A 24,590-nucleotide genomic window follows, 5' to 3' on the forward strand; every position below is an offset into this window, starting at 1 on the left:
TGATGACAAAAGCGTTGAATGCTGAAACTTATCAAAGACCGCAAGTTCAGCTGATTTGTGGTGTGGACGAAGTAGGGCGGGGACCGCTGGTGGGCGCTGTAGTCACAGCCGCTGTGATACTGGACCCGAATAATCCTATTGTTGGTTTAAACGATTCTAAAAAACTGTCAGAAAAAAAACGTCTGCAGCTAGCTGAAGAAATTAAAGCCAAAGCCTTAAGCTGGAGCTTAGGCCGGGCTGAAGTGCATGAAATTGACAGTTTAAATATTTTGCACGCTACTATGCTGGCGATGACCCGCGCTGTGCAAGGATTACATATTAAACCGGAATGGGCCTTAATAGACGGCAACCGTGTGCCTAAAGATATAGGTGTTCAGGCCAGTGCTGTGGTTAAAGGCGATGCTTTAGTGCCGGAAATCAGCGCAGCCTCTATTCTTGCTAAAGTGGCGCGGGATGAAGAAATGCAGCAGCTGGATGCCGCTTATCCGCACTATGGTTTTGCCGGTCATAAAGGCTATCCAACGGCAGAGCACTTAGCCGCTATTAAAACTCATGGTGTGATTAACCAGCACAGGCGAAGTTTTAAACCTGTCAGGGATGTTTTGGAGTCTGTTGTAGGGGCAGCTCATGGCTGATCCGGCTTTTATTCATTTAAGGGTGCACAGCGATTTTTCGATGATCGATGGCATCAAAAAAATAAAGCCTATAGTCAAAGCGGCGAAAGAGCTGAATATGCCTGCGCTTGCTTTAACAGATCAGATGAATATGTGTGGTCTGGTACGTTTTTACAGTACAGCACACGAAGCTGGTATTAAGCCGATAGTAGGGGCTGATTTGTGGGTGCAGCATCCGCTGTTTCCTGGTGATGCCTGTCGTTTATTGATTTTGGCGGCCGACAATGTGGGTTACCAGAACCTGACGATGTTGCTCTCTAAGGCCTATTTACGTGGCCATGTGCATCACAAGCCCCAGATCGATCACGACTGGCTGGTGGAATATAAAAAAGGCCTGATTGTCTTGTCAGGTGCTAAAGACGGCCCTCTCGGTAAAGCCCTAATTAAAGGCAATGCGCCTAGTGCTTTGGCGTTAGTGCAATTTTATCGTGAACATTTCCCAGACCGGTTTTTTATTGAACTGACCCGCACCGGTCGTGCTGATGAAGAAACTTATATTCAGGCTGCAGTAGAGCTGGCAGAACGTGAACAGTTGCCAGTGGTAGCCACTAACGAAGTGGTGATGTTAAGTCCTGACGATTTTTCCGCTCATGAAATCCGGGTTGCCATTCATGATGGTTACACCTTAGAAGACAAAAGACGACCAAAAAACTACAGCGAGCAGCAGTATCTGCGATCTGCAGAAGAAATGCTGGAGTTGTTCTCCGATATTCCGGAAGCGCTACAAAACTCAGTTGAAATCGCCAAACGCTGTAATGTCACTATACGTTTAGGTGAATACTTCCTGCCGGCTTTCCCGACCGGTGGTTTGTCTGACGCCGACTTCTTAGTCTTAAAATCTCAGGAAGGTCTGGAAAAACGCTTGCTGCAGTTATTCCCGGACCCGGAAGTACGCAAAGTAAAACGGGTTGAATACGACGAGCGTTTAGACATTGAACTTGGTGTAATCAACCAGATGGGTTTCCCCGGTTACTTCCTGGTCGTAATGGAATTTATCCAGTGGAGTAAAGACAACGATATTCCGGTCGGCCCTGGCCGGGGTTCGGGTGCCGGTTCTTTGGTGGCTTATGCGCTGAGTATTACCGACCTTGACCCGTTAGAGTTTGATTTACTGTTCGAACGTTTCTTAAACCCTGAGCGGGTGTCTATGCCCGACTTTGACGTCGACTTCTGTATGGACAGGCGCGACGAGGTGATAGAACACGTTTCCGACATGTATGGCCGCGAAGCTGTATCGCAAATTATCACCTTCGGTACTATGGCAGCTAAAGCTGTGATCCGCGACGTAGGCAGGGTGCTGGGTCATCCTTATGGTTTTGTTGACCGTATCTCCAAACTGATCCCGCCCACTCCTGGTATGACGCTGGAACAAGCCTTTAAAGAAGAACCACGTTTACCAGAATTGTATGCCGCCGATCAGGAAGTAAAAGACTTGATCGACATGGCGCGTCAGCTGGAAGGTGTAACCCGAAACGCCGGTAAACACGCCGGTGGTGTGGTGATAGCGCCGACTAAAATTACCGACTTTGCACCAGTGTACTGTGACGAAGAGGGGAATAACCCCGTCACTCAGTTTGATAAAAACGATGTCGAATACGCGGGTCTGGTCAAATTCGACTTCCTGGGTTTACGCACACTGACCATCTTGCAGTGGGCTGTGAATATGACCAACGAGCGTCTGACGCGCGAAGGCAAGCCGCTGGTCGATATCAATACTATTCCGCTGACAGACCGCAAGAGCTTTGATCTGTTGATGAAGGCGGATACCACAGCTGTATTCCAGCTGGAAAGTCGTGGTATGAAGGACTTAATCCGCCGTCTGCAGCCCGACTGCTTCGAAGATATGATAGCGCTAGTGGCACTGTTCCGTCCTGGTCCTTTGCAGTCAGGCATGGTAGATAACTTTATCGACCGTAAACGTGGTCGTGAAGAAATCTCTTATCCGGATTCCACCTGGCAACATGACTCGCTGATCCCTATCCTGGAGCCGACCTACGGCATTATCCTGTATCAGGAACAGGTGATGCAAATCGCTCAGGTCTTGTCTGGTTATTCACTGGGCGGCGCCGACTTATTGCGCCGCGCTATGGGTAAAAAGAAACCTGAAGAGATGGCCAAACAGCGCGATACCTTCCGTGATGGTGCTGTGGCCAATGGCGTTGATGCCGAGCTGTCGATGAAAATCTTCGACTTAGTAGAGAAGTTCGCAGGCTACGGTTTTAACAAATCTCACTCCGCAGCTTATGCGCTGGTGTCTTACCAGACCTTGTGGATGAAGGCGCATTATCCGGCTGAGTTTATGGCCGCGGTTATGTCTGCCGATATGGATAACACCGACAAAATAGTGATTCTGGTGGATGAATGTGAGCATATGAAGCTCAAACTCATTCCGCCTGATGTCAATTCTGGTGAATATAAATTTACGGTGAATCGTCAGGGCCATATCGTTTATGGCATAGGTGCTATTAAAGGCGTAGGTGAAGGTCCGGTGGAAGCTATTTTAGCAGCGCGGGCTAAACACGGAACATTCACCGATTTGTTCGACTTCTGTAATAAAGTTGATTTAAAACAGCTGAACCGCCGTGTGATTGAAAAGCTGATTTTATCCGGTGCTATGGACCAGTTAGGCCCACATCGCGCTGCTATGATGGCGACTTTAGAAGAAGCGATGAAAGGCGCAGAGCAGCAGGCCAAAGCCGAAGCTATGGGCCAGTCTGATTTATTTGGTTTAATGGCACCAGAGCCGGAAAATGCCGCCAGTGCTTTTAAACAAGTGCCGATTTGGCCGGACGAAGTCTGGCTGGAAGGTGAACGTGAAACCTTAGGTTTGTACCTGACAGGTCACCCTATAAATCGTTACCTGGTGGAGTTGCCGCATTACAGCTCTGGCCGTTTAGTCGATATGCAGCCTGGCCGCCGCGATCAGCTGGTGCATGCAGCAGGTTTAGTCTTATCTGTTCGTACCATGATTAATAAAAAAGGTAAACGCTGGGCTATTGTCACTTTAGACGATAAGTCAGCCCGCTTAGATGTACGTTTTTTCCCCGAACAGTTGGAAAACTTCGAGCATTTGCTGCAAAAAGACAAAATATTGGTGGTGTCGGGACAGGTCAGCTTTGATGATTTCAGTGGTGGCCTTACAATGTCCGGCCGTGAAGTAGTGGACATCATAGCTGCGCGGGAAAAATGCTTAAAATCCTTGACCTTAACTGTACATCAACAGCAAATGGGGCTGGATTATCTGCAAAAACTGCAGCAAGCTATGCACGAATTTAAATTAGGCACAGTGCCGGTGAAGCTGGTGTACCAGCGCGACGAAGGTCAAATCACAGTGGCATTGGGCACAGAATGGTGGGTGACCCCAACAGACGCTTTGTTGCATCAACTGCGACAATTAGCAACAATACAACTGGATTTTCATTAATTAGGTAGTGACAGTCGATGATGCTGAATTATTTAGAGTTTGAGCAACCGATTGCGGAACTTGAAGCCAAAATAGAAGAACTTCGCAAAGTAAGCCGCAATGGCGAGTTTGATCTCGGCCTTGAAGAAGAAGTAAACAAGCTGAAGGAAAAAAGCTTAACTCTGACAAAAAAGATCTTCTCAGAATTAGGTGCCTGGCAGGTTGCTCAGTTAGCCCGTCATCCGCTGCGTCCTTACACGCTGGATTACATTAAGCATATTTTCACTGACTTCGACGAGTTTGCCGGTGATCGTACTTTTGCCAACGATCCTGCTATTGTCTGTGGCACAGCTCGCTTGGGTGACAAAACCGTGATGGTGATTGGTCATCAAAAAGGTCGTGACACCTCAGAGAAAATCAAACGTAACTTTGGTATGCCAAAACCTGAAGGCTACCGCAAAGCTTTACGTATGATGGAAATGGCTGAACGTTTTAATTTGCCAATCATCACTTTTATCGACACCCCAGGTGCATACCCAGGCGTAGGCGCTGAAGAGCGTGGTCAAAGTGAAGCTATTGCCCGGAACCTCAAAGTGATGGCTGGTCTGAAAGTTCCTGTGCTTTGTACTGTGATAGGCGAGGGCGGTTCTGGTGGTGCTTTAGCCATAGGCGTAGGCGATCAGGTCAATATGCTGCAATACAGTACTTATTCGGTGATTTCACCTGAAGGTTGTGCTTCGATTTTGTGGAAAAGTGCGGATAAAGCCCCTATTGCTGCCGATGCCATGGGTATTACTGCACCACGTTTAAAAGAGCTGAACCTGATTGATGATATCGTCAGCGAGCCTTTAGGTGGCGCCCACCGTAATCATGAACAAATGGCGCAAAGCTTAAAGCAGGCTTTGTTACGTGACTTAGCCAAGTTGGAAAAGTTGAGCATTGCAGACTTGTTGGACAGACGCTACAAACGCCTGATGTCCTTTGGTTATTGTTAAAAGAAAAATCCTATGTAAAGCTGTATCAAATCAGCGTGCATATTAGGTAACGGGCGGGGATAAACCCCGTCCCTGCAAGCCGCCGCAAGGCGGCTTTTATGTGCATGGACGGACGGTATGTCGCAACTGTCGGGAACGTTGTTGCGACGAATATTAGGGTCTTGTGTTAATGAGTACAGAGTTAACTGTCTCACTGCGTCAGCATATCCAACAGTTGGGTTTAAACCAGCTAGTGCTCGGCTTGTCTGGTGGCTTGGATTCTATGGTGTTGCTGGAGCTTTGCCATCAACTAATGCTGGATACAGACATTAAACTCAAGGCTGTGTATATCCATCATGGTTTAAGTGCTAATGCCGATCAATGGGCTGATTTTTGTCTGCAGCAATGTGGTCAGCGTCACATTCCTTTTGAAGTTCAAAAAGTACAGCTAAACCCAACTGCCAATATTGAAGCTCAGGCCCGCGCTGCGCGTTATTCTGCTTTATCTACTTTTGTAAACTCAGCCCAGACTGCTTTGTTAACCGCTCATCATGCGGATGATCAACTAGAGACTTTGTTGTTGGCATTAAAACGTGGCGCAGGCCCAGCGGGTTTATCTGGTATAGCTGTTGTGCAGTCTTTTGCTTCAGGCTGGTTAGTGCGGCCTTTGTTAGATTTTAGCCGTGGACAGCTAGAGGTGTTTGCACAAGAGCAGCAACTGGTGTGGATTGAAGACGAAAGTAATAACGACAGCAGATTCGACAGGAACTTTCTTCGGCTTGAGGTGATCCCTTTATTGCAGCAGCGCTGGCCAGCATTCCGGCACAATGCACTCCGCTCTGTGGAGCATATTCAGCAGCAGCAGTACTTTGTCGAAAAACAGCTTGAACAGTTGTTACCTACTGTAATGCTCGGTGCTGAATTAAATTTAAAATTGTTGGCAATGCAAGACTTCACTACACAAAAGCTGTTGGTACGCCATTGGCTGGCTTTAACAGGGCTTAATCCATCAACCGATTGGCTGGAGCGATTCTTTTCGGAGCTCATGGGGGCTAAAGCCGATGCTCAGCCGTTGCTGGAGCTCGATACCTATCAAATCCGTCGTTTCAGTAACAAAGCTTATATCACGCAAGTTATAGAGATTCCGCAGGCTGGAGTTTTGTCCGAATTAAAACCCGGTCAGCAGCTGAATACTGTTGTAGGGCAGTTTATCCTTAGCAGAGAAGGCAAGGGCACGGCCTTGTTATTAACTGACGATCCTTTGTATCTGGTATTTGGATTATTTAGTTTGCCTTTTAAACCTGCAGGTGAGCGTCAGAGAAAACCGCTAAAACAATGGCTTAAGCTATGGGCTGTACCTCCATGGCAGCGCTTGCAGTTGCCTGTGCTGGTTCAGAACGGGCAGGTAGTCGCTGTACTGGGCTTAGCATCTAACGCAAATGCAGAGCAGGCCAATGCCTATATTGATTGGCAAAAAAGTTAAAATTTATCTGTTAAGCCTGATTCAATAGTGCAACCTTGACCGCATTTTTCCCTGCTTGTTTGGCTTGAGATAGCGCTTCATCAGCACGGTTAAATAACAAGGCTGATGTTTGATGCGGAGCAAGCTGAGCCAAACCAGCACTTGCAGTCACTGCAAAACGGCTACAAATATGGTGCTGATTAATAGCTTTCACCAAGCGATGAGCAACAAGCTCAGCAGCCAGAGCATCTTCTGATGTCAGCACTACCGCAAACTCATCACCGCCGAAACGAAACAGGCAGTCGCTCACTCTCAAGGTCTGACGCATAGCTTCAGCCACAGCAATTAATACATCATCTCCTGCTGGATGACCAAAGTTATCATTGGTGTGTTTGAAATTATCTAAATCCAATAAGATCAGAGCACAGGCTTGCTTGCGTCTATTGGCAAGCTGCACAGCCCTCTCAAACTGATCGTCAAAATTCCGCCTGTTACCCAGACCTGTCAAGCTGTCTTTTAACGCCAGTTGCTGTAAACGAACCACCACTAAGGTATTACGAAGAGGATATAACCATTGCCGCTCCAGCTGCCAGAGTTGGTGTTGGATCATGGGGGTGAAGGCGTGTTCAGATTGATAATGTAGCTCAGCCAAGCATTGGTCATTCAGCATCAATACACTACGATGCTCAACACTTCCGTGCTCAGAACCGGGCGCCAGGTACTTACCTACAGCAGTTTGCAACTGAATAGAGCGCAGCGGCAAAACTTTGCCTGCGGCCATAGAAAAAATTTGCAGTTGGTCTGCCAAATCTAAGCTGGTTTGTAATAGCTCTGGCAAAGTTGCTGGTTCTGAAGACAAACCAGACCAGTGTGGCTGACTGGTGATGCCAGCATAACTGGTTCCACTTAATGTCATATCTTGTAAGCCAAATAATTCCACTGCCGATACCCCGGAGCATGTCTAAGATAGCTTAAACAAGCAGGTATTGTGCCACTTCAGTAAGTTTTTGATATTGTTGGTTTTTTAACTTTTCTGGTTTTGTCTGACGCTTTTTTGACAGCACTAAGGGGCTAAAAATTGCCCCTATGCTTTCAGGAAGTTCAATAGTTCGGGCATTTGCTGCATCGCATCATCATAGCCTATGTCTATCAAGCGTTTGGTATAGGATTTTTCAAATAATAGATAGCTGGTTAAGCTTGATTCTGAATGTTGGGTGATACCTGTCAGGCGTAACAAGCTACGAACCGCTATGGGCAGTTGCAGAAAATGTTGACTGGCGATTTGATTAAAATTGACGCTGGGATTAATAAGATAGCTGTCTACTTTCTTCAGATCTGTAGGGATATTATTGGCGTTTAGTGTATCAATAGTTCTATTTATCCGGGTCATTCGTTCTAAATCCGCATTTAAGGTGTCGGAAAAAATAGTATCCAGCAAATGGCCAGCCACAGTGGCGAGACCGGGATGATGAGGCATAGTATGGCTTAAATCATCAACGCGCGGCTGTTCTAAACCTATGATCAGTATCTTATCTGCACCTAAGTGGATGGGGGCACTCAGTGGCGACAATTGATTAACTGAACCATCGCCATAATAATGCTGATGGATGCGTACAGAAGGAAAGACCAAAGGGATTGAAGCTGATGCCAATAAATGATGAATACCTAAAAGGGTTTTTTGACCACAACGTTTTGCTCTTCGCCATTCTTTGGCATCATTGCCCTGGAAAAAGGTGATGGAATCGCCTGTGTTATAGCTTGAGGCTGTGACTGATACGCTGGACAGGTAACCGCCCTGAATGTTGCGGTCTATCCGTTGTAAATCAAGAATGTTGTGCAGTAGTAAACGCAGAGGTTTATTGTCCAGCAAGCTGACAGGCTTTTTATTGGCATAGTCTGCCTGAAAGGCACTTAAAAAACCGCGCAATAAATGCCAGCCTAAACGCAAATAATCTGAATAATACACATGATGGGTGTGAAAGTTACGCCAGACCCATTCGATTTTTTTCACTCCCAAGTGAAAGCAGGAGGCATAACAGGCAATGCCTGTCGCATTGATAGCGCCAGCAGAAGTACCGCATACAATTTCGAACGGAATTTTACTGTTGCGCGGATAATGTTGGGTCAGAGCTTTTAGCACACCAACCTGATAGGCGGCTCTTGCGCCACCACCGGTCAGCAGCAGCGCAACTTTTTTATCGGGGGTTTCAACTTTTTTATGCTCAGTCACTGAAACTTCTTAACTCATTAGAGACTCTCTGTTTATATATTGCTGAAAAGCAAAATAAATGCAACGCTATAACCAGTTTTTCAACGGCTTACTACCAGTCATCCGACTACCTAAAAGGAAATAACAAAAATGACCGAGAAGGCTTCTGGCACAGGCCAGCAACAATATTACATAGGTTTAGCTGTAGTAGCTGTCACCCTACTCGCTATTGTCTGGTTTTTTTTCCGATCTGATGAAGCCATAGTACCGGACGCCGAGCCAACCCCTGTGCCTGTATTGCAGCAACCAGCTCCGGCTGATGTGTTGACAGCTGAACAAGAGCCTGTCGATAGTTTGACAGTGCAAGCACAGGACGAAACGCCCTTGCAGGAAACTCCACTTGACGATGCCGTAGCCGTTGAACCGACAGTAAAATTACCCAGTCTGGATAACTCAGATGCCGAAGTGAAGAGTGGTTTGTTGGGCTTACGCTGGAAAGCTGGTTTGGCGTCACTTTTTGTCACTGAAGATATGATCCGCCGTTTTGTGGTAAATGTGGATAACATTGCCCAGGGGACTTTGCCAAAAAATCAGGCGCTGCTTCAGCCTATGACAGTCAAGTTTGCCACTTTGCCCTCAGATGCTGGTGGCGTGCAGCTGGACCCGGCTAATTTCCAACGTTACGAGCCTTACCTGCAATTACTGGAGAGCGTTTCTGTGACCGAAGTCAAACGTTTGTTTGAATACTACTATCCCTTGATGCAACAAGCTTATGCAGAATTAGGTTATCCGGATGCTCAATTTCGTGTCCGGTTGCAGGAGGCTATCAAAGTATTGTTGGCTGCGCCTGAAATTGCTCCTCCCATGGAATTAGCCCGTCCAAATGTGTATTACACTTACGCTGATGCTGAAACCGAAGCTTTGCCTTTGGCACAACGTCAGATGATCAGGTTAGGGCCAGATAATCAAAAACGTCTGAAAAGGGTTTTAGAAGCTCACCAATTGGTATTGGCACAACCTTAATGTCTGGTTTGCCTGCAATTCCTGCTACTTTGCCCCGACGTCATAGCCGCCTGAGTCAGAAACTCGGGCTTTTCTTACTGAAGTCGCTTGGCGGCTGGACTATTACAGGTTCGGTACCCGACTACAAAAAGATGGTCATAGTCGTTGCTCCTCATACCTCAAATCAAGATTTTTTTGTTGGGATAGCGGCAGCTCTTGCTTTAGATTTGAAGATAAGGTTTTTAGGTAAACACAGTATTTTTGTTTGGCCTGTCAAAGGACTGTTAACCTCTTTGGGTGGCATAGCAGTAGATCGCAGCCATCCCCATGGTGTAGTGGGGCAGGTCGTCGCTGAATTTCAGCAGTCAGATAGCTTATGGCTCGGACTGTCGCCCGAAGGCAGTCGTAAAAAGGTAGAAAACTGGCGTTCGGGTTTTTGGTTTATTGCTAAACAAGCCAATATACCAGTCTGCCTGGTGGGGCTTGACTATCAACACAAACAACTGGTGTTTGGTCCCTGCGTCACGGTTGGTGAAAATTTCGCCGACGATTTGCAGCGGATGCGTAGTTTTTTTCAGCAAATGACCGCAAAGTATCCAGAAAACGCTTAAGTTCTTGCACAGCCAAAAGCTTTTCAGCATAATGCGCGCACCAGTTTCACTGGTATCTTCAATGGTGGCCTCATCGGTCCTCCCGCAATACTAATTCGTTCACCTGGTCAGGTCCGGAAGGAAGCAGCCAAAGCGGATAACGTATGTGCCGGGATGTCGGCTGGTGAGGTCGCCACCCAAATATCTCCTAAGCTTTTCGTTTTCCAACTTGTGTACTGTCATCACTTTAAGTAAATTGATGTAGCTAACCAATTCTATGTAAAGGATTATGTATGAAGTTCTCTCTGGCTCTGGCCATATTGCTCAGTGCCACCTTGCCTATGCTCAGTCTGGCGGCTGAAACAACCAAAGCGGAACCCCTCCCTCTTGAGACCTTTTATCGGGGCGAACGTATAGAGCAGCTCAGCTTATCTCCGAATGGCAAGCGGCTGATAGCACTGAAAAATCTAAAAGAGTTTACCGCTATTCAACTGATCGATCTCGAATCAGGGCAAACTGTTTATCTAGCCAAAACGGATAACAAAAAATACAGATTTGCTTGGGTGCGTTGGGCCAATAACAGCCATTTACTGGTGAGTTTTCGGTTTGGTGCCGTACGTAGTGTTGGTCTTGGCCGTGCTGCAAAAACACATGAAACCAGACTTTTCGCCATGGAAGCCAAGGCTGGTGCTGAATTTATGCCTATGGTCAAACCGGCCACTGCAGATGAATACCAAAGTCAATTTCAGGATGATGTTGTCAAATTTCGGTTTCCGGATGACGACCATTTCCTGCTTGGCTTAGATCGACAGATGGCCGGTCATGACAGCCTGTATAAAATCAATGTAAAAACAGGTAACGCCAGTCTGGTAAAAAAATACCGCATTAATGTTAAATCTTGGGTAGTGGACAGACAAGGTGAGCCAAGAGCTAGTGTGGGCTATGATGATAAATCGACTGAAACCAGTATTAGAGTCTTACCTCCTGGCACTGAGTCCTGGCAGGAACTGGCCCGTTGGCCTGCCTTTTCTGATAAAGCTATTTCTATTCTGGGTTTTGGCAAAGATCCAAAAGATTTGTATATCACAGCTGTGCATCAAGGCCGTGATGCCGTGTTTAAAGTGGATATCAGTAAAGCGGATTTTCCAAGGCAGCTGATCCTAAGTCATCCGAAGTATGATATCGCAGGCGATTTGATCTACTCATCTGCTCGTCAGGAGCCTGTAGGTATCTATTTTAATGACGAATCATCCGACAGTCTGTATTGGGACCAGGAGTTTAAAAACTTTCAGGCAGGCTTAGATGCAGTATTACCAGATACGGTCAATTACATCACTCAGTTAAGTGCTGATGAACGTAGCTATCTGGTGTATGCATCCAATGCCACCACACCTGGTTTATATTTGTTAGGTAACAGAGATGATAAATCTTTAACCTTATTGTCTGAAACTTACCCAGGCTTGAATGAAGACAATCTGGTGCCGAAACAGCGTATTAGCTACAAAGCCAGAGACGGTCTTGAAATTGAAGGCTTTTTGTCGACACCTAAAGATACAGAAGGGCCGTCAGCCTTAATCGTCTTGCCTCATGGTGGACCTTTTACTCAGGATTCCAACAGTTTTGATATTTTCTCCGCCTATCTGGTCAACAAAGGCTACAGGGTATTCCAACCTAATTTCCGCGGCTCTACAGGCTATGGCCACGAGTTCTTAAGTCAGGCGGTAGGGAAATATGGTATGGCGATGCAGGATGATATTACCGATGGCGTACAGCACCTGATCCAAAAAGGCATAGCTGATCCAAAACGGATTTGTATTATGGGTGCCAGTTATGGCGGTTATGCTGCCTTGTTAGGCGCTGCGCGCACACCGGATTTATACCAATGCTCCATTAGTTTTGCTGGCGTGACTGATCTGGAAGAGCAGCGCAACAGCTACCGTAATTTTACCAGCTATAATCTGGCCAAAAAACAGATGGGTGAAGATGAGGACCAATTGGAGGAAAACTCTCCGGTGAATATGGTCGACAAAATCAAAATTCCGGTACTGCTGCTTCATGGCACTGAAGACCGCAGTGTACCCGTGCGTCAGGCTCGTCTGATGGCTTCAGAACTGGCGGATCAGAAAAAAGTCTTTCAGTACATCGAAATCGAAGAAGGGACTCACCATCTGGACTATTTACCTCATCGGAAGCAGACCTTTGAAGCCATTGATCAGTTCTTAAATAAATACCTGCCACTCTAAGCGTGCAGCCTTTAATTTCGAGCGAAAAGAGGTTCTTCGCACTAATGCCAGTCAGTTAAACTGACTGGCCTCATTGTTTGGTAGCAGAATAGCTGTATCCTCAACAGCACGAATGGACTTTCTTCGGACTGAGGCTGAAAAAACAGACCATCCAAAGCGAGGAAAGGCAAAGCACTAAGCAGCCGCTGTGAGGCAAGGAGCCGAACAGAAGCCTCGAAGGGTGGGTTTAGGGCGTGGCAGTCTGGGCTTTGCTTTTCCCACTGCGTCCGCACCAACTATTGAATAGATAGGCGGTTTTTGAATAAAAACTACTTAATCTGCATATGGTCTTCTCCCATTTTTGATTGTTTGCAATTCAATGATGGTATATCGATGCCGAGGTGGGAGGAGATCATCACATCAGGTCACTTATCTGACTGGCATTGGTGTCTTCGCTGCTCCTTTTTATTTACTGTTAATCATCGTCTACGACGGAGTTTTTACCTGAATGCTGGATACGGTCTATGACTATCACTGCAGCCAGCAGTTGGGCTGTTAATTTAGGTTCGTGAATATCCACACCATAAGTGTCCGACCAGCTAAACCAAGACTTTGAAACTTCGGCCAACACTTTGCCGTTTTGGCTGATTTTGTATTCGTGTTGCCATAAATTGCCGTGCATTTCCAGCTCACCAGCAGGGCCTGTCAGGGTAAAACGACTTGTCCAGAAGGGCCAAAAGCACTTGCGGATCAGCCATTCACTGCCATCCGCACACAACAGGCGGCAGGCCGGCATAATGCTGAGGTACTTACGTTTGATTTTTAAAATCTCAGCACCACGGCTGTCAAACAGGGTCTGACTGCTGGAGATACTGAAAAACTTGCCTTTGGCACTAAAGGCTTCGTTACCATGCTCATCTTCAATGCGAAAGCTGTCCGTCAGGCTGAATAGTTTCTGTTTTATTTTATATTTCATCAGTGCAGCTCCATTCCCGCTTTTGGCTCATATCTACAATTTTTCTTATGCTGCCTGAGTTTTACTTTTTTTTGAAGGATTTACATATTGAGTTACAAAATTATCCAGAGGTAAATTTTCAATTATTCTGATTAAAAAATGACAGTTGCCCAAAAGGCCGATGCGGCTATCTTAGTGCAGAGGCCAACCAAATTTGCTGAGTATGGTCTGATGCTCGGCATTGCCATAGACCTTAGCCCAGCTTTGCCTTAAATGATCTCTTTGTTGCTGGTTCATACTGTTGATGCTCGCGGCAAAGTAAGCTGGATTACTATGAACCAGCAAATGCTCCTTATAGATTTTATCGGCTTCAGGCTGATATTTCAGCCAAGCCCTGTATTGTGCTCTGTCTTCGATAATACCAGCCACTCGGCCATGGGTGAGTAAATCGAGTTTTTGTTGCAAGGTGCTGACAAAAAGTAACCGTGATTCCAGACCTTCGGTGCGCAGTTGTTCGAAGGCTTCGCCAAAATAACCAAAACGCATCACACCAATTTGATCCTCCAGCGCTATGAGATGCTGTAACTGTTTCACTTTAAAAATCAGATCACGCCTAAGCACCAGTATGGCTTCTTCGTTGTAGTGAATACCAATAAAATCAGCATAGCGTTGCCGGTCTTGATTTTTTGACACTGTGAGCAATAGATCCAGCTCGCCACTTTGTAGTTGCTGCAGTGCTCTGGACCAGGGCAGAAAAACAAAATTCAGACTGCAGCCGCTGCTTCTGGCCAGTAACAAATACAACTCCTGATGTAACTCTTGCCAGCTTGCAATATCGGTGTGGTGGTCATGGTCAGTTTGATTGCTTTGTTCATTCAGGCCAGCACTAAAATGGCAGGGCGGATCAGCCCGCACTGACAGGCTGGTCAGCAGGATACAGGTCAGACAAAGGACTAGGCCAGCAGGCTTGAGAAAGTTGAAGACTATCATCATAAGCAGCATAGTAGAGCTGTAGAAAAAGCACAGAAAACAGCCACAAAAAAACACAGATGTTTTAGATCTGTGTTTTTAAATTAGTGTTGGACCTTGTGCTGTTATTTGGTGTGGCGCTGGCGCAAAACCTCCAGTACATCATGCAAAGCCAAATCCTGGCTTTTTAGCAGCACCAACAGGTGATAAATCAAATCTGCAGCTTCGTTTTTCAGCTCTTCACGATCGCCCACTGTGGCGGCTAGCGCAGTTTCTACCCCTTCTTCACCGACTTTTTGCGCTATACGTTTGACGCCCTTGGCAAATAATGAAGCTGTGTAGCTGGAGCTGGGGTCAGCGCCGTATCTACTGTGGATCACTTGTTCTAACTGGTCTAAAAAGGCCAAGTCGGGTTGGTTGGCGTCTTCGGCGTGCCAGCAACTTTCGGTGCCAACATGACAGGTTGGGCCAATAGGTAGAGCCAAGGCCAGAATACTGTCCTGGTCGCAATCTGCCGCCATGCTTTGTAATTTCAGCGTATGGCCTGAACTTTCGCCTTTGGTCCATAAGCGGTTTTTACTGCGGCTAAAAAAAGTCACATCGCCGCTTTCCAGGCTTTTTTGCAGCGCTTCTTTGTTGGCAAAACCCTGCATCAGCACTTTACCGGAGCGGGCATGCTGCACTATGACCGGCAACAAGCCATCGCCTTTGCTGAAATCCAGCTGGTCCAGGTTGGTTAAATTCAGTTTCATGGCCTGATCTCCAGCTTACGTTCTAATAAAAAGGCTTTTAGCTCTGGTATTGGAATAATGCCTTTGTGAAACACCGAAGCGGCTAAAGCGCCGTCTACATCGGCTTGTTCAAACACATCAGCAAAATGCTGCATAGCCCCTGCGCCACCACTGGCAATCAGTGGCACTTTACACGCATTTCGCATCAGTTGCAGTTGTGTGAGGTCATAGCCCTGGCGCACGCCATCCTGATTCATACAGTTCAGCACTATTTCACCTGCACCAAGCTCTTGCACCCGCTTTAACCAGTCCAGCGTTTGCCAGCGGGTTTTTTGGGTGCGACTTTCATCGCCTGTGAACTGATAGACCTGATACTGGCCTGTTTCTTTATCAAAAAAGCTGTCGATGCCTATCACCACACATTGCTGACCAAAGCTGTGCTCCAGTTCACTAATCAGTTCAGGCCTTGCCAGAGCAGGGCTATTGACAGAGATTTTATCTGCGCCCATTTCCAGTATTAAGCCAGCATCAGCGACAGATTTTATACCACCGGCGACACAAAACGGAATGTCGATGACTTCTGCTATGCGGCGCACCCAGCTTTTATCGACCACTCGGCCATCGCTGGAGGCAGTGATATCGTAAAACACCAGCTCGTCTGCGCCTTGTTCGGCATAAGCTTTGGCCAGCGGTACTATATCGCCAATGATTTCGTGGTTACGAAACTGCACGCCTTTGACCACTTTGCCATCGCGCACATCTAAACAAGGAATTATGCGTCTTGCCAGCATTGGATTGCCTCCTCAACTGTGAACTTACCTTCCAGCAAGGCCCGGCCTAAAATCACACCAGCAACGCCAGTGGGTTTTAACGCTTTGATATCAGCCAAAGAGCCCACACCACCAGAGGCTTGCCACTGAATTTGCGGATACTTCTGCACAAGCTCGGCATACAAGGCGACATTAGGCCCCTGCAAGGTGCCGTCCTTACTGATATCAGTGCACAGTACATGTTTAGCGCCAGCAGCAATAAAGCCATCCAGCACCTGCTCAAGCGTAATAGTCGACTCTTCAATCCAGCCGTGACTTGGCAAAGTTTTGTCGCCTTTGGCATTAATGGCTACATCAAGCGCCAGAACAATTTTGTCGCCGCCATAAGTTCTTAACCAGCCTTGCACTGTTGCTGGCTCACGAATAGCCACACTGCCTACCACTACACGGCTGGCACCTGCTGCCAGTAACTGCTCTACATCAGCTGCAGTGCGCACACCACCACCTACTTGCACTGGCAGAGGGGCGTTTTTCATTAAGCTGGTTAACAGCTCAAGTTGGCGGTCCGCAGCGTTTTTTGCCCCTGTTAAATCCACCAGATGCAAAATGCCTGCGCCAGCTTCAGCGTATAAATCGCGCAGCTGCAGTGGAGTTTGTTGATATTCAGTGGTTTTATCGTAGCTGCCCTGATAGAGCCGCACTGTTTTACCTTGTATCAAATCTATAGCTGGAATAATCACGTTCAATCCTGTAACGGCAAGGCCGGATGAGAAAAATTAACCATTAAAAGCCAAAAAATTCTGTAATAAACGAGCACCAACAGCACCTGAACGTTCAGGGTGGAATTGCGCGCCCAGCTTATTGCCTTTGCCAATCACAGCGGCAAAATCACTTCCGTAGTTGCAGCGGGCTAGAGTGGTATCGGATGGCGCTACTGCAAAACTATGGACAAAATACACATAGTCTTTTTCGCCTATGCCCTTAAGTAGCGGGTGATTTTGCGCGCTCTCTTCTACCTGCAAAGTATTCCAGCCCATATGAGGCAGGCGTAAATCACCGACTTGCATGCGTTTGACCTGACCTGGTATTAAACCTAAACAGTCGACATCACCTTCTTCGCTGTGATCGGTAAGGAGCTGCATACCGAGGCAAATGCCTAAAAGTGGCTGCTCTGCCTGTTGTAAGGTGGTGATTAAATCGCGTTCATGCAAGTTCGCCATCGCCTGACGGGCAGCGCCCACACCTGGCACTAATAAACGGCTGGCGTTTTTAATCACTGTTAAATCGCGGCTGACTTTGGCATCTACACCCAAGCGCTGAAAGGCACAATAGACAGAGCTGATATTGGCGCAGCCTGTATCTACAATCACGAGCGACATTAAAGCACTCCTTTACTGCTTGGCAGGGCTTCGCCTGATACTTTAATAGCCTGACCAAAAGCACGGCCAAAGGCTTTAAACAAACCTTCCACCATATGGTGTTTATTGCCAGGACTGACTGATAAGTGCAGCGTCATCAGCATGGCATCACTTAAAGAGCGGAAGAAGTGGTGCACCATCTCCAGGTTCATAGTGCCAACAGCACCCTGGCCCAAATCGGCATCAAACTTCAGTAGCGGACGGCCGGATAAATCCAGCACACATTCAGCGCGGCATTCATCCATAGGCAAGACAAAACCAAAGCGGGTAATGCCTTTTTTATTGCCAAGCGCTTGTTTAAGCGCCTGACCTAAAGCCAGGGCTGTATCTTCTACGCTGTGGTGATCGTCTATGTGCAAGTCGCCTTTGACTTTTAACTGCAGGCTAAAACCACCGTGGGTGGCAATTTGATCCAGCATATGGTCAAAAAAGCCAACGCCGGTTTCAATGACGTTGCCACCTTGCTGATCTAAATCGACATTGACCTGAATATCGGTTTCGCGGGTGACACGATTGACACTGCCTTTACGGCCTTTGCTTAACAGCTGTTTGGTGATTTCTTTCCAGCCTAAAGTGTCGCGGTCGTAACGGAACGAAGGCAGGCTCATATTTTCGGCCAGCTGCACGTCGGTTAAACGGTCGCCGATGACAAAAGAGTTGGTGAAATCTACTTTGCCTTGCTGCAGATAATCTTTCACTAAACCCAGCTTCGGCTTACGACAGCTGCAGTTATCGCTATCAAAGTGCGGGCAAATCAGAATATCGTCAAAACGAATGCCCTGCGAATTGAGCAGCTGCATCATTTTTTCCTGCGGCGCATCAAAAGTATCACGTGGGAAACTGCTGGTGCCCAGGCCATCTTGGTTGGTCACCATCACCAGCGAATAACCAGCGGCCTGCAACTTCAGTAATGAAGGCACCAGATCGGGTTCGTAGGCTAATTTCTCCAGTGAATCCAGTTGTTTATCTACAGGAGGCTCTTCCACCATAGTGCCGTCACGGTCGATAAATAAAATAGCTTTGGCACTCATAAAGACTCCTGTTTTTCTGAATTTGGTGATAAAGAATAAGACGACATAATTTGTTGCAGCTGCGCCATTTCGGTAGCTGAACCAATGGACACACGCACCACCTGACCTAAACCCAGCTGGCTGGATTGGTTACGGATCAGCACACCTTGCTCTGCGACAAAACTAACCAGTGCAGCAGCATCAGGTACAGACAGCAACACATAGTTGGCCTTGGATGGATAAACACGGCTGACATAACTCAGAGTTGTGGCAAAAGCACTGAAGCTGTCGCGTAAGCTATTGATTTGCTCCACAGTGGCGCGCATTTTTTGCTGGCCCTGGCCTGATAAGGCTTGCACTGCAATTTCAGCCACAGGAGCTGGCACAGGGTAGGGCGCTATCATCTGACGAAGGGCTGCAATGACTGAAGGCTCAGCCAAAGTAAAACCACAACGCAGACCTGCTAAAGCAAAAGCTTTAGATAAAGTACGCAGCACCACTAAGTTGCTGTATTGGCTTAATAACCCAGCCACAGAGGCTTCAGGTGCAAACTCAATATAGGCCTCATCAACCACTACTAAAGCTTTGTCTTTATAAAACTCCAGCACCTCGACAATTTGCTCCCGAGGTATTAGATCGCCTGTAGGGTTATTCGGGCTACAAATAAATACCAGTTTTACATTGGCTTTTTGCGCAAATAAAGTTGGCAGATCCAAGGTCAACTCTTGGGTTAAAGGCACGATGTTGACATCCACCAGCTGACTTTCGGCACTGATTTTGTACATGCCATAAGTCGGCGGGCAAATGCTGATGGCATCTTGTCCTGGTTCACAGAAGCTACGAATAAGAAGCTCAATCCCTTCATCAGCACCACGGCTGGTCAGTACCTGATTGGTTTCTACGCCAGCGTAAGATGCATAAGCGCTGATCAGCTCTTTTGGCTGACAATCCGGGTATCTGTTGTACTGACCTGACAATGTATAGTCTGTGGCTAAGGAGTTTTCGTTGGCATTCAGCCACACCGAGCCGCCACTCATGCTTAAGCGGGCTGAAGCATAAGGCACCAGTTGTTGCACTTTTTGCCTGGCTAAAGAACTGATACGGCTCATGAACGATTTTCCTCTGAAATTTTTGCTGAAAGCTCTAACTCTGCTAATCGGAACGACACCGCATTGGCGTGCGCATCTAATCCTTCGGCTTTGGCCAGTTTAACAATAGTGGGGCCTAAATCGCGCATACCATCTGCTGTTAAGCTTTGCACCGTGTAACGACGATAAAAGTCGGCCAAACTTAAACTGCTGTGATTACGGCTGTAGCCATAAGTTGGCAATACATGGTTAGTACCACTGGCATAATCACCTGCTGATTCAGGCGTGTAAGGGCCAACAAAAATACTGGCGGCGTTGGTCAGTTTGCGAAGCAGACCTTGATCGTCAGCAGTTTGAATTATTAAGTGTTCAGGCGCGTATTGATTACTGACCAAAGCCGCTGTCGCTAAATCCGGCGTTAAAATCAGTCTGCTGTTGCTCAGAGCTTTTTTAGCAATTTCTGCGCGTGGTAATAAAGCTGTCTGACGTTTAAGCTCACTGATGGTATTAACCAACAAAGCTTCAGAAGGGCTGACCAACACCACTTGTGAGTCCGGGCCGTGTTCGGCCTGAGACAATAAATCTGCCGCCACAAAGACAGGGTTAGCATTGTCATCGGCAATCACCAGCACTTCAGAAGGGCCGGCTGGCATATCAATAGCAGCGCCTCGGGCATCCTGGCTTACTTGCTGTTTGGCTTCGGTAACAAATCTATTGCCTGGGCCAAAAATTTTATCCACTTTGCCAATGGTTTCAGTGCCATAGGCCAAAGCAGCGACGGCCTGAGCACCACCTAAAGTATAAATCTCGGTAATGCCACAAAGTGATGCGGCATACACAATCTCAGCGGCAATATCGCCCGCTTCAGGCTGACCAGGAGGTGTCACTAACACCACTCGGCGGCAACCCGCCAGTTGAGCAGGCACACCCAGCATCAACACGGTTGATGGTAAAGGCGCGCTGCCACCTGGTACATACAAACCAACCTGATCCAAAGCGCTGTAATTCAGCTCACAGACCACACCAGGCTGAGTTTCAATGCGGATATTCTGCGGTAATTGAGCGGCGTGAAAGGTGCGGATATTACGATACGCAATCTGAATGGCAGTTTTTAGCTCATCGGATAAAGAGACGATTAAGCTTTGTTGCTGCTGCTCTGACAAACGCAAAGGGTTGCTTTGCAGCTTGTCAAAGTCGCGGCTAAAACGTTGTAAAGCGGCATCACCTTCAGTGCGAACAGCGCGGATAATGTCCTTCACTGTCTGTTTTAAACTGTCTGATTCCTGCTGCAGCGGGCGCTCTAATAAAGCCTGCTGCGCAGTTTGATCCAGTTGTTGCCAGTTGCTGATCTGAAACTGCATCTTTTACTCCATCATCTTTTCAATGGGTAATACAAGAATAGAGCTGGCACCTAAGCCTTTCAGTTGCTCCATGGTTTCCCAGAACAAAGTTTCGCTGCTGACTACGTGCAAAGCCACTAGATCGTCATTGCCAGCCAGTGGTAATAATGTTGGGTTTTCGGCGCCAGGCAGCAGTGCTATCACTTCCTGTAAACGGGCCCGTGGCGCGTGCAACATAATGTATTTGCTTTCATTGGCTTGCATCACGCCTTGAATTCGTGGCATCAGTTTTTTAATCAGTTTCAGTTGTTTTTCATCTGCTAAATCACGGCGCTGGATCAGTACTGCTTTGGAGCGGTAAATCACTTCCACTTCTTTTAAACCATTGGCTTCTAACGTAGCGCCTGTGGAGACTAAATCACAAATGGCATCGGCTAAACCTGCTCGTGGCGCCACTTCAACTGAACCTTTTAAATTGACGATACGGCAATTGACACCGTTTTGCTTTAAATAGCGGTTCAGTAAACGCGGGTAGGTGGTTGCTATAGTGCGGCCTTCCAGATCTTTGACTGAGCTATAGTTTTCTTCCTGTGGCACTGCTATGGATAAGCGGCAGCCACCAAAATCCAGACGGGCCAGCACAGTGTAATCGTAGGTTTCGTTATCCAGCTGGCGCTGTAATGACACTTCTTCCAGTACGTTTTCGCCAACAAAACCTAAATCACAAACACCGTCCATCACCAGGCCAGGGATATCGTCATCCCGCACCCGCAGTAAATCGATATCCATGTTTTCAACATGGGCGATCAGGCGCTGTTCACGTAAGTTGATTTTTAAACCACAACTGGTCAGCAGAGCCTGAGAGTCTTGTGACAAGCGGCCAGATTTCTGAATGGCGATACGTAATCTTTGGTTCTCTGTGTTTAATGTCATGTTATTTCGCACCTTATAAAATTGTAAAACAAAAACCCCGGGATTTTAGCCCCGGGGTTCAGTTGGAATTTGTTTTCACTTTTCCTCCAGAGGCTGGTTATGACCTAGCCTCCAATGTCAACACGGACCGGCTAGTCGGATAAATGATGGTGATGATGCCAGTGGATGTTGATCGTCATGGAAAGTTACTCCTCGTTAAGATGTATACAAGCTAACGGCTTTTTTGCTTTGAGGCAATAAAAATTTTCATGCTTTTGCGCATAGATAATAAAAGGATTTAATTTAATTTATTGTTTTTGTTGGTTATTTTAAATTCTATTTTCCACCGTGCTGAAGTGAAGAATTAATTATGGAAAAAAAAGCCATGAAAGAGGGGTTAAAAAATAATCATGTTGTATAGATAAAGTTTTTTTAATTGCGGCCGATACTGAATGACAAAGGAGGATCTATGGATATTTTATTCCCTTACTTGTATCGTTCACCCAGTACGCCGGCGGAACAATCAGGCCCTATGATCGCCCCCGTATTTAAGGATGCGAAAATTAGTGCTTATGAAAAAGAGGAAAAACGCTATCTGATATTGCTGAAAGAACAACCGAAAAAACGTCAGGACAGACGCAGGCGTACTGACTATCCGGCTGCACCCAAAACTACGCCGGAGGAAGAGCAAAAAGTAGACGAAGACGGGCATCTCGATATTTTTATCTGATCAGCAGGCAAGGACCTTTAGATATTTTCTGTGTTGCACGGCATAATAGCTGAAATTGTTGCCAGGCCTTCTTTATGCTTCCTTTGTTATTTTCTATTGCTGTTGTGTTGTCTTGCCTATGCTAAAACAAGTGCAACAGGCTTTTGCCGAGCAAGGGGCTCTATCCAAAGCTATTGATGGTTTTAAAGCCCGTGAGCCACAAAAGCTGATGGCGGCCTCAGTGACTAAATCTATTGAAAACGGCAATGCGTTATTGGTCGAAGCTGGCACTGGTACAGGCAAAACTTACGCTTATTTAGTGCCAGCTTTGTTATCAGGTAAAAAAGTTATTTTATCCACTGGTACTAAAAACCTGCAGGAACAGCTGTATTTCCGTGATTTACCTACAGTACTCAAAGCTTTGGCTTTGCCGGTCGATACGTCGCTGTTAAAAGGCCGCTCTAACTATTTGTGTTTATTTCGTTTAGACCAGCATTATCAGCATGTGCCTACAGCAGATGCCGCTGTGATCAATGATTTAAGTCTGATTAAGAAATGGTCCAACGAAACCCAAAGTGGTGATATAGGCGAGCTGACTTATATCGCCGAAGACTCCAAAGCTTTGCCTCTGGTGACCAGTACAGCAGACAACTGCCTCGGCAAGGACTGCCCTTCTTATGAAGACTGTTATTTACTGAAAGCCCGTAAAAAGGCGATGCAGGCCGATTTAGTGGTAGTAAACCATCATTTGTTTTTTGCCGATATGGCGCTAAAAGACACAGGTTTTGGTGAGCTGCTGCCCAATATGGATGTAGTGATCTTTGATGAAGCTCACCAAATTCCGGATATCGCCAGTGAATATTTTGGCGAGACTTTATCCAGCCGTACTTTGCTTGAGCTGTGCAAAGAGCTGGAGCTAATTTGCAAAACTGAACTTAGGGATCATCCACAGCTTAGTAAGACAGCAGACAAGCTGGCAACTTTAGTGCGGGATTGGCGGCTGCTGTGGTCGGATGAACCTGAACGTGGTAACTGGCGTGACAGTAGTAAAAGGCCTGATGTGCAGCTGGCGCTGACCCGGGTGTCTGAAGCCATGGGCATGTTATATCAGGTACTCAAAGGCAGTTTAGGTCGCAACGAAGTGGTAGACCACTGTTTTGAGCGGTTGGCTTTAGCTAAAACTCAGCTAGAAAAACTGCAGGATGTCAGCAAAACTGGTGTCAGCTTTTGGTATGAAACCACCAGACAACATATCAGCCTGCATTTAACGCCTTTAAGTATCGCCGATAAATTCCGTGAGCTGGTGTTTGCCGAAAAACGCAGCTGGATTTTTACTTCTGCTACCTTGTCTGTTGATCAGGGCTTTGCTCACTATATTGAACAAATGGGCTTGCAACAGGCGGATACTTTGCTGCTCGATAGCCCTTTTGATTACGAACAACAAGCTATGTTGTTGGTGCCGCGTTATTTACCTGAACCTAACGACGCCCGTATGGGCAAGGCGCTGCTAAAATTGGCGGTGCCTTTAATTGAAGCCAACCAGGGCCGCTGTTTTTTCCTGTTCACCAGCCATCGTATGCTGCAATGGATGGCCAATGAGCTGCCACAGCATTTGTCTTTGCCTGTGCTGGTGCAGGGCACCACCAGTAAACGCTTATTGCTGGAACAGTTTGTTGAAACCAAACATGCGGTGTTACTCGGCACCGGCAGTTTTTGGGAAGGGGTGGATGTGCGCGGTGATACCTTAAGCTGTGTCATCATCGACAAACTACCTTTTGCCTCACCTGACGATCCTTTATTGCAGGCACGAAATGAGGATTGCCAGATGAAAGGTTTGGACCCTTTTGCTTTGGTGCAATTGCCACAAGCTGTGATCACCTTAAAACAGGGCGTTGGCCGTTTAATCCGTGACGTGTCAGACCGCGGCGTCCTGGTGATTTGTGATAACAGGTTAGTGACCCGACCTTATGGCTCTGTGTTTTTAAAGAGTTTACCGCCGATGCGCCGTAGCCGTGATTTGCAGGCTGCAGTAAGGTTTTTAGAAGATTTACCTAAATAAAATACTCTTCGTACTTGAAGTTGCAACTTTGTTGCCTGAGTGCTCTCATTGCTATACTGAATTGCACAGGAGAGGGGCAGGCTAAACCCAGCC

Annotated in this window: 21 protein-coding genes and 1 other RNA gene; 10 read left to right on the plus strand and 12 right to left on the minus strand. The window is 46.9% G+C overall.

Translation table 11 applies throughout. The features are described 5' to 3' along the window. The first annotated feature begins 2 nt into the window (after nucleotides 1–2). The 4 genes from rnhB to tilS all read left to right on the plus strand — a co-directional run bounded on the left by rnhB (nucleotide 3) and on the right by tilS (nucleotide 6,534). Entirely contained in the window at nucleotides 3–635 is a 633-nt protein-coding gene (gene rnhB / locus EMM73_RS09110; RefSeq protein WP_127686131.1) for a ribonuclease HII, read from the plus strand. Beyond that, the gene (dnaE, locus tag EMM73_RS09115; RefSeq protein ID WP_127686132.1) at nucleotides 628–4,098 is read left to right on the plus strand and encodes a DNA polymerase III subunit alpha; all 3,471 of its coding nucleotides are present in this window, start codon (nucleotides 628–630) and stop codon (nucleotides 4,096–4,098) included. Before rnhB ends, dnaE begins: the two co-directional genes overlap by 8 nt. A gap of 17 nt (nucleotides 4,099–4,115) precedes the next feature. Beyond that, nucleotides 4,116–5,072, plus strand: coding sequence for an acetyl-CoA carboxylase carboxyl transferase subunit alpha (accA, locus tag EMM73_RS09120; RefSeq protein WP_127686133.1), 957 nt, complete (start codon nucleotides 4,116–4,118; stop codon nucleotides 5,070–5,072). Nucleotides 5,073–5,241: 169 nt separating this feature from the next. Continuing rightward, entirely contained in the window at nucleotides 5,242–6,534 is a 1,293-nt protein-coding gene (tilS, locus tag EMM73_RS09125) for a tRNA lysidine(34) synthetase TilS (RefSeq protein WP_127686134.1), read from the plus strand. 10 nt (nucleotides 6,535–6,544) lie between these two features. On the opposite strand, the gene EMM73_RS09130 is transcribed toward tilS, so the two are convergent. Together EMM73_RS09130 and EMM73_RS09135 are read right to left on the minus strand one after the other, a co-directional pair. Then, complete coding sequence (locus EMM73_RS09130) at nucleotides 6,545–7,453, minus strand: GGDEF domain-containing protein (RefSeq protein ID WP_127686135.1); 909 nt, start codon at nucleotides 7,451–7,453, stop codon at nucleotides 6,545–6,547. A 144-nt stretch (nucleotides 7,454–7,597) separates the two neighbouring features. Next, a complete protein-coding gene (locus EMM73_RS09135; RefSeq protein WP_127686136.1) occupies nucleotides 7,598–8,743 on the minus strand; it encodes a patatin-like phospholipase family protein in 1,146 nt (381 codons plus the stop codon). 129 nt (nucleotides 8,744–8,872) lie between these two features. Here EMM73_RS09135 and EMM73_RS09140 point away from each other — a divergent pair, with 129 nt between their 5' ends. The 4 genes from EMM73_RS09140 to EMM73_RS09155 all read left to right on the plus strand — a co-directional run bounded on the left by EMM73_RS09140 (nucleotide 8,873) and on the right by EMM73_RS09155 (nucleotide 12,557). Then, nucleotides 8,873–9,745: a DUF3014 domain-containing protein gene (locus tag EMM73_RS09140; protein WP_127686137.1), complete on the plus strand. Its 873-nt coding sequence runs from the start codon at nucleotides 8,873–8,875 to the stop codon at nucleotides 9,743–9,745. Next, nucleotides 9,745–10,335 carry a lysophospholipid acyltransferase family protein gene (locus EMM73_RS09145; RefSeq protein ID WP_127686138.1) on the plus strand — a complete coding sequence of 197 codons (591 nt, stop codon included), beginning with the start codon at nucleotides 9,745–9,747 and terminating at the stop codon, nucleotides 10,333–10,335. The genes EMM73_RS09140 and EMM73_RS09145 overlap by 1 nt, the downstream gene beginning before the upstream one ends. Nucleotides 10,336–10,406: 71 nt before the next feature. Then, an RNA gene (gene ffs / locus EMM73_RS09150) (signal recognition particle sRNA small type) lies at nucleotides 10,407–10,504 on the plus strand. Nucleotides 10,505–10,607: 103 nt separating this feature from the next. Continuing rightward, the gene (locus EMM73_RS09155; RefSeq protein WP_127686139.1) at nucleotides 10,608–12,557 is read left to right on the plus strand and encodes an alpha/beta hydrolase family protein; all 1,950 of its coding nucleotides are present in this window, start codon (nucleotides 10,608–10,610) and stop codon (nucleotides 12,555–12,557) included. Nucleotides 12,558–13,011: 454 nt separating this feature from the next. Here EMM73_RS09155 and EMM73_RS09160 read toward each other — a convergent pair whose 3' ends face one another. The 10 genes from EMM73_RS09160 to hisG all read right to left on the minus strand — a co-directional run bounded on the left by EMM73_RS09160 (nucleotide 13,012) and on the right by hisG (nucleotide 21,750). Further along, nucleotides 13,012–13,512 carry an LURP-one-related/scramblase family protein gene (locus EMM73_RS09160; protein WP_127686140.1) on the minus strand — a complete coding sequence of 167 codons (501 nt, stop codon included), beginning with the start codon at nucleotides 13,510–13,512 and terminating at the stop codon, nucleotides 13,012–13,014. A 171-nt stretch (nucleotides 13,513–13,683) separates the two neighbouring features. After that, nucleotides 13,684–14,481: a substrate-binding periplasmic protein gene (locus tag EMM73_RS09165; RefSeq protein ID WP_186435172.1), complete on the minus strand. Its 798-nt coding sequence runs from the start codon at nucleotides 14,479–14,481 to the stop codon at nucleotides 13,684–13,686. A gap of 104 nt (nucleotides 14,482–14,585) precedes the next feature. After that, nucleotides 14,586–15,212 (minus strand): bifunctional phosphoribosyl-AMP cyclohydrolase/phosphoribosyl-ATP diphosphatase HisIE, encoded by a 627-nt coding sequence (gene hisIE / locus EMM73_RS09170; protein ID WP_127686142.1) that lies wholly within the window; start codon nucleotides 15,210–15,212, stop codon nucleotides 14,586–14,588. Further along, nucleotides 15,209–15,982: an imidazole glycerol phosphate synthase subunit HisF gene (gene hisF, locus EMM73_RS09175; protein WP_127686143.1), complete on the minus strand. Its 774-nt coding sequence runs from the start codon at nucleotides 15,980–15,982 to the stop codon at nucleotides 15,209–15,211. Before hisF ends, hisIE begins: the two co-directional genes overlap by 4 nt. Further along, nucleotides 15,964–16,701 carry a 1-(5-phosphoribosyl)-5-[(5-phosphoribosylamino)methylideneamino]imidazole-4-carboxamide isomerase gene (hisA, locus tag EMM73_RS09180; RefSeq protein ID WP_127686144.1) on the minus strand — a complete coding sequence of 246 codons (738 nt, stop codon included), beginning with the start codon at nucleotides 16,699–16,701 and terminating at the stop codon, nucleotides 15,964–15,966. Before hisA ends, hisF begins: the two co-directional genes overlap by 19 nt. A gap of 36 nt (nucleotides 16,702–16,737) precedes the next feature. After that, nucleotides 16,738–17,340, minus strand: coding sequence for an imidazole glycerol phosphate synthase subunit HisH (hisH, locus tag EMM73_RS09185; protein ID WP_127686145.1), 603 nt, complete (start codon nucleotides 17,338–17,340; stop codon nucleotides 16,738–16,740). Then, nucleotides 17,340–18,410: a bifunctional histidinol-phosphatase/imidazoleglycerol-phosphate dehydratase HisB gene (gene hisB, locus EMM73_RS09190; protein WP_127686146.1), complete on the minus strand. Its 1,071-nt coding sequence runs from the start codon at nucleotides 18,408–18,410 to the stop codon at nucleotides 17,340–17,342. The genes hisH and hisB overlap by 1 nt, the downstream gene beginning before the upstream one ends. Further along, nucleotides 18,407–19,498 carry a histidinol-phosphate transaminase gene (hisC, locus tag EMM73_RS09195; protein WP_127686147.1) on the minus strand — a complete coding sequence of 364 codons (1,092 nt, stop codon included), beginning with the start codon at nucleotides 19,496–19,498 and terminating at the stop codon, nucleotides 18,407–18,409. The genes hisB and hisC overlap by 4 nt, the downstream gene beginning before the upstream one ends. Then, nucleotides 19,495–20,838 (minus strand): histidinol dehydrogenase, encoded by a 1,344-nt coding sequence (hisD, locus tag EMM73_RS09200; RefSeq protein WP_127686148.1) that lies wholly within the window; start codon nucleotides 20,836–20,838, stop codon nucleotides 19,495–19,497. Before hisD ends, hisC begins: the two co-directional genes overlap by 4 nt. A gap of 3 nt (nucleotides 20,839–20,841) precedes the next feature. Beyond that, the gene (gene hisG / locus EMM73_RS09205; protein WP_127686149.1) at nucleotides 20,842–21,750 is read right to left on the minus strand and encodes an ATP phosphoribosyltransferase; all 909 of its coding nucleotides are present in this window, start codon (nucleotides 21,748–21,750) and stop codon (nucleotides 20,842–20,844) included. A gap of 448 nt (nucleotides 21,751–22,198) precedes the next feature. Between hisG and EMM73_RS09210 the strand changes: the two genes are divergently transcribed. Continuing rightward, a complete protein-coding gene (locus EMM73_RS09210; protein ID WP_127686150.1) occupies nucleotides 22,199–22,459 on the plus strand; it encodes a hypothetical protein in 261 nt (86 codons plus the stop codon). Nucleotides 22,460–22,577: 118 nt separating this feature from the next. Beyond that, nucleotides 22,578–24,497, plus strand: coding sequence for an ATP-dependent DNA helicase (locus EMM73_RS09215; protein ID WP_127686151.1), 1,920 nt, complete (start codon nucleotides 22,578–22,580; stop codon nucleotides 24,495–24,497). Nucleotides 24,498–24,590: the final 93 nt, after the last annotated feature.

Source organism: Rheinheimera sediminis (assembly GCF_004005375.1).
Taxonomy (GTDB): Bacteria; Pseudomonadota; Gammaproteobacteria; order Enterobacterales; family Alteromonadaceae; genus Pararheinheimera.